This is a genomic window from Streptomyces sp. NPDC019224 (assembly GCF_040632605.1).
Lineage (GTDB): Bacteria > Actinomycetota > Actinomycetes > Streptomycetales > Streptomycetaceae > Streptomyces.
Genome location: NZ_JBEYCF010000005.1, coordinates 64690 through 79546 on the forward strand (window position 1 = coordinate 64690; position 14857 = coordinate 79546).

The 14857-nt window shown below is 72.4% G+C and carries 17 protein-coding genes; 8 read left to right on the top strand and 9 right to left on the bottom strand.

Annotation, left to right across the window (positions count from 1 at the left end):
* The first annotated feature begins 2 nt into the window (after positions 1-2).
* Entirely contained in the window at positions 3-596 is a 594-nt protein-coding gene (locus tag ABZ564_RS04945; RefSeq protein ID WP_360849543.1) for a TetR/AcrR family transcriptional regulator, read from the top strand.
* Positions 597-663: 67 nt separating this feature from the next.
* Positions 664-828, top strand: a complete 165-nt coding sequence (locus ABZ564_RS04950; RefSeq protein ID WP_360849545.1) for a hypothetical protein — start codon at positions 664-666, stop codon at positions 826-828.
* A 40-nt stretch (positions 829-868) separates the two neighbouring features.
* On the opposite strand, the gene ABZ564_RS04955 is transcribed toward ABZ564_RS04950, so the two are convergent.
* Positions 869-2083, bottom strand: a complete 1215-nt coding sequence (locus ABZ564_RS04955; protein ID WP_360849548.1) for an acyl-CoA dehydrogenase family protein — start codon at positions 2081-2083, stop codon at positions 869-871.
* Between the two features lie 8 nt (positions 2084-2091).
* Positions 2092-3114, bottom strand: a complete 1023-nt coding sequence (locus tag ABZ564_RS04960) for a phosphotransferase family protein (RefSeq protein WP_360849551.1) — start codon at positions 3112-3114, stop codon at positions 2092-2094.
* A 153-nt stretch (positions 3115-3267) separates the two neighbouring features.
* Between ABZ564_RS04960 and ABZ564_RS04965 the strand changes: the two genes are divergently transcribed.
* Positions 3268-4557: a glucarate dehydratase family protein gene (locus ABZ564_RS04965; protein WP_360849554.1), complete on the top strand. Its 1290-nt coding sequence runs from the start codon at positions 3268-3270 to the stop codon at positions 4555-4557.
* Positions 4558-4614: 57 nt separating this feature from the next.
* Here the strand turns inward: ABZ564_RS04965 and ABZ564_RS04970 are convergent, their stop codons facing one another.
* Genes ABZ564_RS04970 through ABZ564_RS04985 form a run of 4 tightly spaced genes read right to left on the bottom strand, consistent with a single transcriptional unit; the run spans position 4615 to position 6813 of the window.
* On the bottom strand, positions 4615-4926 hold the full coding sequence (locus ABZ564_RS04970) for a DUF202 domain-containing protein (protein WP_360849557.1): 312 nt from the start codon (positions 4924-4926) through the stop codon (positions 4615-4617).
* A complete protein-coding gene (locus ABZ564_RS04975) occupies positions 4923-5318 on the bottom strand; it encodes a DUF202 domain-containing protein (protein ID WP_360849560.1) in 396 nt (131 codons plus the stop codon). The genes ABZ564_RS04970 and ABZ564_RS04975 overlap by 4 nt, the downstream gene beginning before the upstream one ends.
* Positions 5319-5346: 28 nt before the next feature.
* The gene (locus tag ABZ564_RS04980) at positions 5347-5874 is read right to left on the bottom strand and encodes an NUDIX domain-containing protein (protein WP_360849563.1); all 528 of its coding nucleotides are present in this window, start codon (positions 5872-5874) and stop codon (positions 5347-5349) included.
* Positions 5875-5922: 48 nt separating this feature from the next.
* Positions 5923-6813 carry a DMT family transporter gene (locus ABZ564_RS04985; protein ID WP_360849928.1) on the bottom strand — a complete coding sequence of 297 codons (891 nt, stop codon included), beginning with the start codon at positions 6811-6813 and terminating at the stop codon, positions 5923-5925.
* A gap of 259 nt (positions 6814-7072) precedes the next feature.
* Between ABZ564_RS04985 and ABZ564_RS04990 the strand changes: the two genes are divergently transcribed.
* Entirely contained in the window at positions 7073-8728 is a 1656-nt protein-coding gene (locus ABZ564_RS04990) for an FAD-binding dehydrogenase (protein ID WP_360849566.1), read from the top strand.
* A gap of 86 nt (positions 8729-8814) precedes the next feature.
* Positions 8815-10062, top strand: coding sequence for an aromatic acid exporter family protein (locus ABZ564_RS04995; RefSeq protein WP_360849569.1), 1248 nt, complete (start codon positions 8815-8817; stop codon positions 10060-10062).
* Between the two features lie 22 nt (positions 10063-10084).
* On the opposite strand, the gene ABZ564_RS05000 is transcribed toward ABZ564_RS04995, so the two are convergent.
* A complete protein-coding gene (locus ABZ564_RS05000) occupies positions 10085-10525 on the bottom strand; it encodes an ASCH domain-containing protein (RefSeq protein WP_360849572.1) in 441 nt (146 codons plus the stop codon).
* A 242-nt stretch (positions 10526-10767) separates the two neighbouring features.
* On the opposite strand from ABZ564_RS05000, the gene ABZ564_RS05005 reads away from it, so the two are divergent.
* Both ABZ564_RS05005 and ABZ564_RS05010 read left to right on the top strand, forming a co-directional pair.
* Complete coding sequence (locus tag ABZ564_RS05005) at positions 10768-11433, top strand: molybdopterin-dependent oxidoreductase (RefSeq protein WP_360849931.1); 666 nt, start codon at positions 10768-10770, stop codon at positions 11431-11433.
* Positions 11375-12064, top strand: coding sequence for a cytochrome b/b6 domain-containing protein (locus ABZ564_RS05010; protein ID WP_360849575.1), 690 nt, complete (start codon positions 11375-11377; stop codon positions 12062-12064). Before ABZ564_RS05005 ends, ABZ564_RS05010 begins: the two co-directional genes overlap by 59 nt.
* On the opposite strand, the gene ABZ564_RS05015 is transcribed toward ABZ564_RS05010, so the two are convergent.
* The gene (locus tag ABZ564_RS05015) at positions 12050-13447 is read right to left on the bottom strand and encodes a gluconate:H+ symporter (protein ID WP_360849578.1); all 1398 of its coding nucleotides are present in this window, start codon (positions 13445-13447) and stop codon (positions 12050-12052) included. The two genes, ABZ564_RS05010 and ABZ564_RS05015, sit on opposite strands and share 15 nt — an antisense overlap.
* An 11-nt stretch (positions 13448-13458) precedes the next feature.
* Entirely contained in the window at positions 13459-13968 is a 510-nt protein-coding gene (locus ABZ564_RS05020; RefSeq protein ID WP_360849581.1) for a gluconokinase, read from the bottom strand.
* Positions 13969-14110: 142 nt separating this feature from the next.
* Here ABZ564_RS05020 and ABZ564_RS05025 point away from each other — a divergent pair, with 142 nt between their 5' ends.
* On the top strand, positions 14111-14812 hold the full coding sequence (locus ABZ564_RS05025; protein WP_360849584.1) for an FCD domain-containing protein: 702 nt from the start codon (positions 14111-14113) through the stop codon (positions 14810-14812).
* Positions 14813-14857 lie beyond the last annotated feature (45 nt).

A 14857-nucleotide genomic window follows, 5' to 3' on the forward strand; every position in this document is an offset into this window, starting at 1 on the left:
CTATGGCCAAGGACACGGACGGGAGCGGCACCCCCGTCCCCCAGCGGTTGCTGGCCGCCGCCACCCGGCTCTTCGCCGAGCAGGGCTACGACCGCACCTCGGTGCAGGAGATCGTCGAGGCGGCCGGCGTCACCAAGGGGGCGCTGTACCACTACTTCGGCTCCAAGGAGGACCTGCTCCAGGAGGTGTACGCCCGGGTGCTGCGCCTTCAGCAGGAGCGGCTCGACGCCTTCGCGAACGCCGAGGCGCCCATCGAGCGGCGGCTGCGCGACGCGGCGGCCGACGTGGTCGTCACCACCATCGAGAACCTCGACGACGCCTCGATCTTCTTCCGCTCCATGCACCACCTGAGCCCGGAGAAGAACAAGCAGGTACGGGGCGAGCGGCGGCGCTACCACGAGCGGTTCCGCGCCCTGGTGGAGGAGGGCCAGCGCAGCGGGGTGTTCTCCACGGCCACCCCGGCGGACCTGATCGTCGACTACCACTTCGGCTCGGTCCACCACCTGTCGACCTGGTACCGCCCGGACGGCCCCCTCACCCCGCAGGAGGTCGCCGACCACCTGGCCGACCTGCTGCTCCGGGCGCTCAGACCGTAACGGGAGCTTCGCCGGCGGGGCCTTCGCCCGGTTGGTCCGCATCCCGGGTCGGGGTGAAGCTGGATTCATGGCGCACCTCCAGAGCTCCACCCGCATCCCCGTCCTGTGGGCCGCGGCGTACGGCCCGCACCGCCCCCGTACGGTCCGGCTGCTGGCCCGCTCCCTGCTGAGGGTGCGGGCCTTCGCCCATGATCTGGCGCTGGCCGATCACGTACCGTCCGGAGGCTATTGACGGCCGGCGGGTCCGCCCGGCGCGGGCCCGCCGGACGGCACTAGAGGTACTTCTTGATCTCCCGCCGGGCCAGCGAGCGCTGGTGCACCTCGTCCGGGCCGTCCGCCAGCCGCAGCGTCCGGGCCGAGGCCCACAGCTCGGCCAGCGGGAAGTCCTGGCTCACCCCGCCCGCGCCGTGCAGCTGCACCGCTTGGTCGAGGATGGCGACCACCGCGCGCGGGGTGGCGATCTTGATGGACTGGATCTCGGTGTGCGCGCCCCGGTTGCCGACCGTGTCCATCAGCCAGGCCGTCTTCAGCACCAGCAGCCGCAGCTGCTCCACGGTGACCCGGGCGTCCGCGATCCAGTTCTGCACGACGCCCTGCTGGGCGAGCGGCTTACCGAAGGCGGTACGCGAGACCGCGCGCCGGCACATCAGCTCGATGGCCCGCTCCGCCATGCCGATGAGCCGCATGCAGTGGTGGATGCGGCCCGGACCCAGGCGGGCCTGGGCGATGGCGAAGCCGCCGCCCTCCTCGCCGATCAGGTTCGACGCCGGCACCCGCACGTCGTCGAGGACGACCTCCGCGTGGCCGCCGTGCCAGTGGTCCTCGTAGCCGTACACCTGCATGGCACGCTTCACCGTCAGACCGGGGGTGTCCCGGGGGACGAGGATCTGCGACTGCTGACGGCGGATGTCCGTGCCGTCCGGGTCGGTCTTGCCCATCACGATGAAGATCTCGCAGTCCGGGTTCATCGCCCCGGAGATGTACCACTTGCGCCCGTTGATGACGTAGTCACCGCCGTCGCGGGTGATCCGGGTCTCGATGTTGGTCGCGTCCGACGAGGCGGCCTCCGGCTCCGTCATTGCGAACGCCGAGCGGATCTCCCCGGCCAGCAGCGGCTCCAGCCACCGCTTCTTCTGCTCGTCCGTGCCGAACTCGGCCAGCACCTCCATGTTCCCGGTGTCCGGCGCGGCGCAGTTCGTCGCGGTGGGTGCCAGGCGCGGCGAGCGGCCCAGGATCTCCGCCAGCGGCGCGTACTGGAGGTTGGTCAGCCCGGCCCCGTGCCCGGTGCCCGGCAGGAAGAGGTTCCACAGGCCCTGCCGGCGGGCCTCCGCCTTCAGGTCCTCCACGATCTGCGGGGTCCGCCACGGCGAGTCCAGCGCGGCGCGCTGCTCGTCCGCGATCCGCTCGGCCGGGTGGACGTGCTCGTCCATGAAGGCGAGCAGCCGGGCGCGCAGCTCCTCGGTACGGGCGTCGAATGCGAAGTCCATGGGGTGGTTCAGCCTTCCTGGAGGGTGGTGAGGCCGTGCTCGATGAAGACGGGGACGAGGTCGCCGATGCGGTCGAAGCCGCCGCCGACCGTCCGGCCGAGGGTGTAGCGGTAGTGGATGCCCTCCAGGATCACGGCGAGCTTGAACCAGGCGAAGGCCGTGTACCAGGAGAGGGCGGAGGTGTCGCGGCCGGAGCGGGCGGCGTAGCGCTCGATCAGCTCGGCGGGGGAGGGGTGGCCGGGCGCGCCGCTGGTGGTGGAGACCGGCGACTCCGGCAGGCCCAGGTCGGAGCTGTACATGACGAGCAGCCCGAGGTCGGTCAGCGGGTCGCCGAGCGTGGACATCTCCCAGTCCAGGACGGCCTTGATCTCGTCGTCGGCGCCGATCAGCGCGTTGTCCAGGCGGTAGTCGCCGTGCACCACGGTGGGCGCGGGGGAGACGGGCAGGTCCCGGCCGAGCGCGGCGTGCAGTTCGTCGATGCCGGGCAGCTCGCGGTTGCGGGAGGCGTCCAGCTGCTTGCCCCAGCGGCGCAGCTGCCGGTCGAGGAAGCCCTCGGGCCGTCCGAAGTCGCCGAGTCCGACGGACGCGGGGTCCACGGCGTGCAGCTCGACGAGGGTGTCGACCAGGGCGAGCACCGCCGCCCGGGTGCGCTCCGGGCCGAGCGGGGTCAGCTGCTCGGCCGTGCGGTACGGGGTGCCCTCGACGTACTCCATGACGTAGAACGGCGCGCCGACGACGGTGTCGTCCTCGCAGAGCAGCACCGGTTCGGGGACCGGGACGGCCGTCGGGTGGAGGGCGCTGATCACCCGGTGTTCGCGCTTCATGTCGTGCGCGGTGGCCAGGACGTGCCCCAGCGGTGGCCGGCGGACGACCCAGCGGCCGGTCCCGTCGGTGACCACGTACGTCAGGTTCGACCGGCCGCCCTCCACGACGCGGGCGTCGAGCGGTCCGTTCACCAGCCCCGGGCGCTCACGGTCCAGGTGTCCGCGCAGCCGGTCGAGGTCGAGACCTGGCGGGTGGACGTGGCTCATCGTGCGTACCTCCGGGGTGGGCGAACGGTCGGTCTCATGATGCCGACCAGTCGGTATGTCGTCCAGTGCGCTCCCGCAACCGGAGGCGGAGGCTCCGGTCCCGGTACCGTCCGGCCTCTGGTGCTCGATCGCATCCCTGAATAGGGTTCACGTATGGATACCGCGTTGCTGATCGACGAAGTCCGGCTGACCCCGATCCTCATAGCCGACCCGCCCCTCCTGAACACCCAGGGCGTCCACCAGCCGTACACGCCCAGGCTCGTCGTGGAGGTCGTCACCCGGGGCGGGGTCACCGGGATCGGGGAGACCTACGGCGACGGCAAGTACCTCGACCTCGCGAGGCCCCTCGCAGCCGCCCTGCCCGGCCGCCCGGTCAGCGACGTGAACGGGCTGTTCGCCCTGGCCGACGAGGTGTGTGGCGATTCAGGGGCGGCCGACGAGCGGGTCGACGCGGGCGGCCTGCGCGGCGTCCAGACCGCCGACAAGCTGCGGCTCTCCGTGGTCTCCGGCTTCGAGGTGGCCTGCCTGGACGCGCTCGGCAAGACGGTCGGTCTTCCGGTGCACGCGCTGCTCGGCGGCAAGGTCCGCGACCGGGTCGAGTACAGCGCGTACCTCTTCTACCGCTGGGCCGCCCACCCGGAGGGCGGCGAGCGCGACGACTGGGGTGCGGCCCTCGACCCGGCCGGTGTCGTCGCCCAGGCCCGGCGCTTCGCCCGCGACCACGGCTTCTCCTCCTTCAAGCTCAAGGGCGGTGTCCTGCCGCCCGACGAGGAGATCGCCGCCGTCCGCGCGCTCGCCGAGGCGTTCCCCGGGCAGCCGCTGCGCCTGGACCCCAACGGCGCCTGGTCGGTGGAGACCTCGCTGTACGTCGCCGAGCAGTTGAAGGGCGTACTCGAGTACCTGGAGGACCCGGCGAGCGGCACGGACGCGATGGCCGCCGTCGCGGCGGGCACCGACGTGCCACTGGCCACGAACATGTGCGTCACGACGCTCGCCGAGGTGCCCGAGGCGTTCGCCCGGGACGCCGTCCAGGTCGTCCTGTCCGACCACCACTACTGGGGCGGGCTGCACCGCACCCGCGAACTCGCCGCGATCTGCCGCCTGCACGGCGTCGGGCTCTCGATGCACTCCAACACCCACCTCGGGATCAGCCTCGCCGCCATGACGCACGTCGCGGCCACCGTCCCCAACCTGGACTACGCCTGCGACAGCCACTACCCCTGGCAGGCCGAGGACGTCATCACCACCCGCCACGTCTTCGAGGACGGCCGCCTCACCGTCTCCGACGCCCCCGGCCTCGGCGTCGAACTCGACCGGGACCGGCTCGCCGCGCTGCACCGCCGCTGGCTCGACGACGACGGCACCATGCGCGAGCGCGACGACGCCGCCGCGATGCGCAAGGCCGAGCCGGAGTGGCGCACCCCGGCGATCCCGCGCTGGTGACGGGGCGGGCTCACGGACCGGCTGCGGGCACCGGCCCCCACGGCATCGGAACAGCCGTCAGAACAGCATGGCCGCCGCGAACACCGCCAGCGCCATCGTGCACGCGGCGGCCGTGATCGCGCCCCCCGCCTCCAGCGGATGCGGGCGGGCGCTGCCCATGCTCTGCACCCGGCGGTGGGCGATCAGAAGGAACCCCAGCCAGGCCAGGGTGCTCAGCGCCAGCGCGATGACCCCCGCCTTCGTCGCCCCGCCGTGCAGCGTCTGCTTCACGGCCAGCACCGCCGCCACCGTGTAGGACAGCGTCGTACGCCGCCACGCCAGCCGGGTCCGCTCGGGCTGGAGGCCCGGGTCGCGCTCCTCGGCGGTCACCGGCCCTCCCAGCCGAAGAGGACCACCACCACCATCGCCACCGCCACCACGGCGACCGCGATGCTCAGCAGCGTCGGGAAACGCGAGACCGGCAGGTCCTCGCCGCGCCGCATCGCCCGCTCGCACCGCACCCAGTGGTTGACCGCCCGCAACGCGCACAGCACACCCGCCGCCAGCAGCGCGAGCGCCAGACCCGCGCGCACCCCCCACGGAAGCTCCGGCAGGAACTGGTCGACCGCGAAGCCACCGCCGATCAACGCCAGGGCCGTCCGGATCCAGGCGAGGAAGGTCCGCTCGTTGGCGAGTGAGAAACGGTAGTCCGGGGTCTCGCCCTCGGCGCGGATGCGCTGCGGCGCGAACCACAGCCGCAGACTCTGTACGAATTCGTTCACGCGTGGACCTTATCCGCCGCTTTTACGTTCATTCCCGACCGGCTCGGCCCGCTTCCCGGAACGCCCTCAGCCGCCGGTAGCAGTCGAGCCCGTCCGGCACCCACAGCCAGTCACCGAGCCGCCGCTCCAGCTCCCCGTCGTCGAGGAAGGTGTGCCAGGCGACCTCCTCCGCCTGCGGCCGCACCGGCAGCTCGCACCTCACCTGGTAGACGGACGACCACCAGGTGTGCCGGCCGTCCTCGTACAGGAACTTGAACAGTGGTTCGGGACGCGGGAGCCCCGAGACGCCCAGCTCCTCCTCGGCCTCCCGCAGCGCCGCCTCGTCGTAGCCCTCGCCCGCGCCCACCACCCCGCCGACGAACATGTCGTAGTGCGAGGGGAACACCAGCTTGGTCGCGGTCCTGCGGTGCACGAAGACCCGGCCGTCGGCGTCCCGCGCCTCGATGAAGACGCACCGGTGGCGCAGGCCCCGGGCCGTCGCCTCGCCGCGCGGGGCCTGCCCCACGACCACGTCGTTCTCGTCGACGATGTCCAGGATCTCGTCAGAAGGTGTCATGCCCGCCATCCAACAGCAGCCTTCCGCCAGGAGGGCGCCGCCCTGCGGTCAACGCCGCCGGAGGCTGTGCGTGCCACGGCGCACCGGTCCCTCCGGCATCGCCGGGTGCAGTCCCAGCAGCACGATCCCGGTCACGATCGCCGCGAGCCCGGCGGCCTGCCAGGCCAGCGCACCCGTGTCGGTCCGCACCTGGTCGCCCAGGAACCCGATCCCGCAGGCGATCCCGGCCAGCGGCTGGGCCGCCGTCAGGGCGGGCAGCGACATCCGCAGCGGGCCCGTCTCGAAGGCGCTCTGCACCAGCAGCAGACCCGTCACCCCGAGCGCGACCACCGCGTACGGCTGCCAGGACGTCATCAGGCCCGCCAGTCCCGCGGCCGAGAAGCGCTGTCCGCTGACCCGGGTCAGCGCGTCCTGCAGTCCGTACAGCAGCCCGGCCGCCACCGCGAGCAGCGCCGGGGACGCTCCCGACCGCCGGCGCTTGGCGATCGCGGTGAGCAGCAGGGCGAGCCCGACGACCACACCCACCACCAGCCAGTGCCGCAGCGGGCTCGACACCGCCTCGCCGCCCTCCGGCTCGCCCGCCAGCAGGAACGCGGCGACCCCGCCGGCCAGCAGCCAGAGCCCCGCCCAGCCCTGCCGGCCCAGCCGCTGGCCGGTGCGGTGCCGGGACAGGGCCATCGCGAAGAGCAGATTGGTCGCCAGCAGCGGCTCGACGACGGAGACCTCGCCCTTGCCGAGCGCCAGCGCGCCCAGCACCATGCCGCACACCATGAAGCCGATGCCGGCCAGCCAGCTGCGCACCTTCATCAGGTCGAGCAGCAGCCGGAACGTCAGGTAGTCGCGCTTGGGCGCATGGGCGGCGGCGGCCTGCTGGAGCACGAAGCCGAAGCCCAGGCAGCAGGCGGCAGTCACGGCGAGCACGACGACCAGCACCGACACGCTTGTCCACTCCACGTCAGGCCGGAAGAGGGTGATGTGGTTCGACGATAACGCCGGGCCCCGGCCGGCGCGGGGACAGCGCGTCCGACCGGGCGGTTGACGCGGGCACAAGCGGTGCCGAAGATCTGACGCACCAGTAACTCCGTGAGGGCCTGTCCTCGACCTCCCCTCGTCACCCGGCGGGCGGCCGTGCGTGCCGGGCGTCGCGCGGCGGTGGGGCCTTCGAGGACAGCCCCCGGCCCCGACAAGGATGGAAGCCATGGCGTACGACGCTGATGTGATCGTGATCGGGGCGGGACTCGCGGGGCTCGTCGCCACCGCCGAACTCGTGGACGCGGGCCGCTCGGTCATCCTGCTCGACCAGGAGCCCGAGCAGTCGCTCGGCGGCCAGGCGCACTGGTCCTTCGGCGGCCTCTTCCTCGTCGACTCGCCCGAACAGCGCCGGATGCGCGTCAAGGACAGCCACGAACTGGCCCTCCAGGACTGGCTGGGCACGGCCGGTTTCGACCGCGAGGAGGACCACTGGCCGCGCAAGTGGGCCGAGGCGTACGTCGACTTCGCCGCCGGTGAGAAGCGCTCCTGGCTGCATGCCCGGGGCGTGCGGTTCTTCCCCGTCGTCGGCTGGGCGGAGCGCGGCGGCTACGACGCGAACGGCCACGGCAACTCCGTCCCCCGCTTCCACATCACCTGGGGCACCGGACCCGGCGTCGTCGCCCCCTTCGAGCGCCGGGTCCGCGAGGGCGTCGCCAGCGGCCTGGTCACCTTCCGCTTCCGCCACCGGGTCACCGGTCTCGCCCGCACCGGAGGCGCCGTCGACACGGTGACCGGCGAGATCCTGGAGCCGAGCGCCGCCCCGCGCGGCACCGCGAGCAGCCGCGAGGCCGCCGGCACCTTCGAGCTCAGGGCCCAGGCGGTGATCGTCACCTCCGGCGGCATCGGCGGCAACCACGACCTCGTACGCGAGCAGTGGCCCGAACGGCTCGGCACCCCGCCGGCCAAGCTGCTCTCCGGGGTCCCCGCGCACGTCGACGGGCTGATGCTCGGCATCGCCGAGGAGGCGGGCGCCCACCACATCAACCGCGACCGGATGTGGCACTACACCGAGGGCATCGAGAACTGGAACCCCATCTGGGACAAGCACGCCATCCGCATCCTGCCCGGTCCCTCCTCCCTCTGGCTGGACGCGACCGGCAAGCGGCTGCCCGTCCCGCTCTTCCCCGGCTTCGACACGCTGGGCACCCTCGAACACATCATGCGCACCGGCCACGACCACACCTGGTTCGTCCTGGACCGGAAGATCATCGGCAAGGAGTTCGCGCTCTCCGGCTCCGAGCAGAACCCGGACCTGACCGGCAAGTCGGTCCGCGACGTGATCGGCCGGGCCCGCGCCGACGTGCCCGGCCCCGTCAAGGCGTTCATGGACCACGGCGTGGACTTCGTCGTCGAGAAGGACCTCGGCGCCCTCGTACGCGGTATGAACGCCCTCACCGGGGAGGGCCTCATCGACGAGGACGAGCTGCGTCGCGAGATCACCGCCCGGGACCGGGAGATCGCGAACCCCTTCACCAAGGACCTCCAGATCACCGCGATCCGGGGCGCCCGCGCCTACCTCGGCGACAAGCTGATCCGCACGGCGGCGCCCCACCGCATCCTCGACCCCAAGGCCGGGCCGCTGATCGCCGTACGGCTGAACATCCTGACCCGCAAGTCGCTCGGCGGCCTGGAGACGGACCTGTCCTCGCGCGTCCTGACCGGGGCCGGCACCCCGCTTCCCGGCGTGTACGCGGCCGGCGAGGCGGCCGGTTTCGGCGGCGGCGGGGTGCACGGCTACCGCTCGCTGGAGGGCACCTTCCTCGGCGGCTGCATCTTCTCCGGCCGGGCGGCGGGCCGTGCGGCGGCGAAGGCGGTCGGCTGAGGGCTTCCCGCTCCGGGCGCGTCCGTCCGGTGGGGTTCCGGGGCCGGAACCGTGGGGAGACGCCTCTGTCCGGGCATGGGAAGAAGATGCCAGGAGTAGCCGAACCCGTCATCAATCTCGTCCGGCGCACCACGGAGCCCGTGGCGGCGCAGATCCTGCGCTCCACGGGCGCGGCGGTGATCGCCTATGCCGTGGCGACCGTGACGCTGACCGAGCCCGTGCCCCTGACCGCACCGCTGACCGCGCTGCTCGTCGTCCAGGTCACCCTTTACGCCACCGTCAACATGTCGGTCAAGCGTGTGGTGGCCGTCGTCGTCGGCGTGCTCATCGCGAGCGGCTTCAGCGCCCTGGTCGGCATTTCCTGGTGGAGCCTGGGGCTGACCATCTTCACGGCGCTGATCATCGGCAGACTGGTCCGCGTCGACGAGTTCGTCCCCGAGGTGGCGATCAGCGCCATGCTGGTCCTCGGCGTCACCTCGGGAACCGCGCGATCCAGCATGGCGTGGGAGCGCGTGTACGAGACACTGATCGGCGCCGGTGTGGGCCTGCTGTTCAACCTGCTGTTCGCCCCGCCCGTCTGGGTGCAGACCGCGGGGGCGTCCATCGACGGACTGGCCCGCGAGATGGGACGGATGTTCCACGACCTGGGCAGCGACCTCGCCCGTCCGGTCACCGTCCCGGAGGCGGCCGACCGGCTGCACCGCGCCCGCCGCCTCGACCACGACATCGTCGAGGTGGACGCCTCCCTGCGGCAGGCCGAGGAAAGCCTCATGTACAACCCGAGGGTGCGGCAGGGGCTGCTTCACCGCGTGGTGCTGCGCACCGGTCTGGACACGCTGGAGATCTGCGCGGTCGTCGTGCGGGTGCTGTCCAGAACGCTGACCGACCTCGCCAAGGACCGGGGCGACGAACCCCTCTTCCCGGCCGAGGTCGCCGGGCACCTCACGGAACTGTTCGAACAGATGGCGGGGGCCATCGAGAGCTTCTCGCTGCTCATCACCACCCCGGTGGCCGCCAACGCCGAGGAGGCCGAGGACCGGCTCGCCGACGCGCTCACCACCAGCCGGGCGACCCGCGACCTGGTGGCGGACATGCTGCTGGCCGCGGTCCAGGAACACCCCAGGAAGTGGCAGCTGCACGGCGCGCTGCTCGCCGAGGTGGACCGCATCCTGGACGAGCTCGACATCGAGAAGCGCGCCGAGCGCCTGGGGCAGGAACTCGACCGCCGCTCCGCCGAGCTGCACGAACGCCACCCCCGGCTGCTCGCGCTCCGGCGCCGCCTGGGTCTGGTGAAGGGCGGGGGCCGGCAGCGGACCGACGCGGAGGTGGGGTGAGCGCGTTCGGGCCCGTGCTCGCTCAGCCCTCCGCGACCGCCCCGATGCGCTCGACCACCCGGAACCGCTCGGCGACGATCATCGTGTCGTCGTCGACCGTGAACTCCGGGTCGCCGAGCGCGTCGCGCATCTCCTCGCTGTGCCAGAAGCGCTCGTGGCCCGCCCGCCACTCGGCGACCGACGTGTAGCCCTCGCCCTCGTCCAGCGCGTGCCGGAGATCGACCTCCGCGAGGCGGAGCACCCGCACCCCGGTCACTTCGAGGACCGCGATCTCCCGGCCGTCCGAGTCGATGAGCGCGGACCGCTCGCCGACCGGGGGCAGCTCCTCCTTCTCGATCTCGTACTCCAGGAGGAGGCCGGAGGTGGACACCTTCCGCCCGTCCAGGACCGCCGCGACCAGCTGGTCGCGCAGCGGGCCGGGGAAGGCGAGCAGGAAGGGCTTGAGCGCTTCACGGTTCGGCATGGCGCCAGTCTGGCACCCGGCTCCGGCCCGGTGCGCGGTAAATCTGACGGGACGGTGACGGCCGGGCACAGCCCCTGGCGTCCGGGCGCCCCGGGTGCTCGAATCGGGGAGTGAACAGTTCCCCTCCCGAGGACGGCCCGGACGGCTCCGGCCAGGAAACCGACGGCCAGGAAACCGACGGCCAGGAAACCGGCGGCCAGGACGGCGTCGGCGCCCCCGTCGGCCGTCGCGTGGTCCTGGCCATGCTGGGCCTCGGCGCCGCGGGCCTCGTCGCCGCGCCCGTCCTGCAGCGGACGCTCGAATCGGGCCTGGGCGCCGTCGCGGGCAAGGACCCCACCGGGCTCACCGGCCTGCTGCCCAACGGCGGCGGCTTCCGCTACTACTCCGTCGCCTCCTCCGTACCGGCCAGGGGCGCCGCCGACTACCGGCTGAAGGTCGACGGGCTCGTCGACCGCCCGGCCACGTACACCCTGGACGCCCTGCGGCGCATGGAGCAGACCCGGATCGTCCGGGACGTCCAGTGCGTCACCGGGTGGCGGGTGCCGGAAACCGCCTTCGAGGGCGTACGGCTCTCCGCCCTGCTGGACGCGGCCGGGGTGCGGCCCGGGGCGAAGGCCGTCCGCTTCACCTGCTTCGACGGGACCTACAGCGAGAGCCTGACCCTCGCCCAGGCCCGCCGGGCCGATGTGCTCGTGGCGCTGCGGATGGACGACGGGCCCGTGTCCCACGCCCACGGCGGGCCGGTACGGCTGTACGTGGCCCCGATGTACTTCTACAAGTCGGCGAAATGGCTCTCCGGGATCACCGTCACGGACTCCGTACGCCCCGGTTACTGGGAGAAGCTCGGTTATGACGTCGACGCCTGGGTCGGCCGGTCCAACGGCCGTGACGACGCCCCCACCGTCTGAACAGGCCGGCCGGGTGCACCGGTTCGGCCGCCCGGTGCGCCTGGTGCACCGGGCCACGGCCGCGCTGACACTGCTGTGCGTGGCCTCGGCCGCCTGCCTGTACGTGCCGCAGCTCGCCGAACTCGTCGGGCGCCGCCACCTCGTGGTCACCGTGCACGAGTGGTCCGGGCTGCTGATCCCCGTACCGCTGCTCGCGGGGCTGGCGGCGCGGTCGCTGCGGGCCGATCTGCGGCGGCTCAACCGCTTCGGGCCGCACGACCGGCAGTGGCTGCGGGCGGCGCTCCGGCGCGACCGGCGGGCCGGTTCCCGGCCGGCCGGGAAGTTCAACGCCGGGCAGAAGCTGTACGCGGCGTGGATCGCCGGGGCGGTGCTCGTCATGGCGGGCACCGGGCTGCTGATGTGGTTCCCCGGCTTCGCCCCGCTGGTGTGGCGCACCGCCGCGACCTTCGTCCACGACTGGCTGGCCCTCGCGGCCGGCCTCGTGCTGGCCGGCCACATCGCCATGGCGTACGCCGACCCGGAGGCACGCCGCGGCATGCGCTCCGGGTCGGTGGGCCGGGAATGGGCCCGCCGCGAGCACCCGCTGTGGGCACCCGCCGAGCGGGCGGCGGACCGGCTAGAGGACCAGTGACAGCAGCAGGATGAAGACCAGCGAGGCCACGGAGATGATGGTCTCCATCACCGACCAGGTCTTCACCGTCTGGCCCACGTCCATGCCGAAGTACTCCTTCACCAGCCAGAACCCGGCGTCGTTGACATGGCTGAAGAAGAGCGAGCCCGCGCCCACGGCGAGGACCAGCAGGGCCGCGTGCGAGGTCGACATGTCGGCCGCGAGCGGGGCGACCAGACCGGCCGCCGAGATCGTCGCCACGGTCGCCGAGCCGGTCGCGAGCCGGATCGCGACGGCGATCAGCCAGCCCAGCAGCAGGGCGGGAATGGACCAGTCCTCGGAGAGGTCCAGGATCATCCGGCCCACGCCGGCGTCGATCAGCGTCTGCTTGAAGCCGCCGCCCGCGCCCACGATGAGCAGCACACCGGCGATCGGGGCGAGGGACTTCTCCACCGTGGTGGAGAGCCGCGCCTTCGTGAACCCGGCGGCCCGGCCCAGCGTGAACATGCCGACGATCACGGCCGCGAGCAGCGCGATCAGCGGGGAGCCGATCACGTCGGTGACCTTCTGGAGACCCTGCTCCGGGTCGTCCACCACGATGTCCACGAGCGCCTTGACCAGCATCAGCACGACGGGGAGCAGGATCGTCGCGAGGGTGGCGCCGAAGCCGGGGCGGCGCTCCAGCTCCTCGGAGGGGCGCTGCGGGATCATCTTCTCCGGCGCCTGGATGTCCACCCAGCGGGCGGCGTAGCGGGAGAAGACCGGGCCGGCCAGGATCACCGTCGGGATGGCCACGACCACGCCGAGGGCCAGCGTGACGCCGAGGTTGGCGTCCAGCGCGTCGATCGCGACGAGCGGGCCGGGGTGCGGCGGGATGAGGCCGTGCATCACGGACAGGCCGGCCAGGGCCGGGATGCCGATGCGCATCAGGGAGAAGTCGCCGCGCTTGGCGACGAGCAGCACGACCGGGATCAGCAGGACGATCCCGACCTCGAAGAACAGCGGCAGGCCGATGATCGAGGCGATGAGGACCATCGCCCACGGCATGGCCCGCTTGCTCGTCCGCGCCAGGATCGTGTCGACGATCTGGTCGGCACCGCCGGAGTCCGCGAGCAGCTTGCCCAGGATCGCGCCGAGCGCGATGAGGACACCGACGCCCGCGACGGTCGAGCCGAGGCCCGCGGTGAAGCTCGCTATCGTCTTCGCCGGCGCGGCGCCGGCGAACGAGCCGAGCGCCAGCGAGCCGATGGTCAACGCGAGGAACGCGTGCATCTTGAGTTTGGTGATGAGCAGGACGATGACGGCGATGCCCGCCAGTACGGCGATGCCCAACTGCGCGTTGCCTGCCGAGGTGATCGGTTCGACGGCGTCCGCTGCCAGCATCTCGACGCTGAGACTGGTCACGTGGGGGGTCCTTAGCTGTCGAGCCGGCGCAACGCGGCGACGGCTCGCTGGGTGATTTCTTCGGGGGTGCCGGAGACGTCCACGGCGACGCCGGCCTCGTCGTCCTCCAGGGGCTGGAGGGTGGCGAACTGCGAGTCGAGGAGCGCGGTCGGCATGAAGTGGCCCTTGCGGCCCGCCATCCGCTTCTCGATCAGGGACCGGTCACCGGCCAGGTGCAGGAAGACGGCGTCGGGGGCCTCGCGGCGCAGCCGGTCGCGGTAGGCGCGCTTGAGGGCCGAGCTGCTGACCACCCCGCCGAGCCCCGCCCGGCCGTGCGCCCACTGCCCGATCGCGTCGAGCCAGGGCCACCGGTCCGCGTCGTCCAGCGGGGTGCCGGCCGACATCTTGGCGATGTTCGCGGGGGGATGGAAGTCGTCGCCCTCGGCGTACGGAACGCCCAGTGCGGCGGCGAGCAGGGGACCGATCGTGGTCTTGCCGGTCCCTGCCACGCCCATCACCACGACGACGTGGGGGGTGCTCATTGCGGTGCCTCGCTGTCTCTTCGATGTCTTCCTCGACATCGGTCCGTCGCGCCACTGAAACTCATACGTACGACTTATTCAAGGGGGTGTGACATAAACGTCGTACTTAATGGCCGTGCGGGCCGCCCCGTACTCTGAGGCCATGACCACACCTGCCCAGGGACTCCACACGCATGTCCTGGACGCCCTGGGCCTGGAGATCGCCGCCGGGGAGCACCCGCCCGGCCAGGTGCTGCGCACGGACGAACTGGCGCGGCGCTTCGACGTCTCGCGCACCGTCGTCCGCGAGGTGGTCCGGGTCCTGGAGTCCATGCACCTGGTCGAGTCCCGCCGCCGGGTCGGTGTGACCGTACGGCCGGCCGAGGCGTGGAACGTGTACGACCCCCAGGTCATCCGGTGGCGGCTGGCAGGCGCCGACCGCCCCCGCCAGCTCCGCTCCCTGACCGTCCTGCGCTCCGCGGTCGAACCGGTCGCCGCCTCGCTCGCCGCCCGCAACGCCACCCCCGAGCAGTGCGCCGAGCTGACCGAGCGCGCCCTCGGCATGGTCGCCACCTCACGCGGCCGGCAACTGGAGGGCTACCTCGAACACGACATCGCCTTCCACCGCATCGTCCTCAACGCCTCCGGCAACGAGATGTTCGCGCGCCTGGGCGACGTGGTCGCCGAGGTCCTGGCGGGCCGCACCCACCACCAGGTGATGTTCGAGGACCCCGACCCGGCGGCCGTCACCCTCCACGTCCGGCTCGCCGAGGCCGTGCGCGCGGGCGACCCGGCCGAGGCGGAGCGCCTGACGAAGGAGATCGCCGTCGGCGCCCTGCACGAGCTGGACGTTCTCGCGCCCTGAGACCGGCCGCCCTCCCGCACGGCGTACCGTTGCCCGTGATCGATC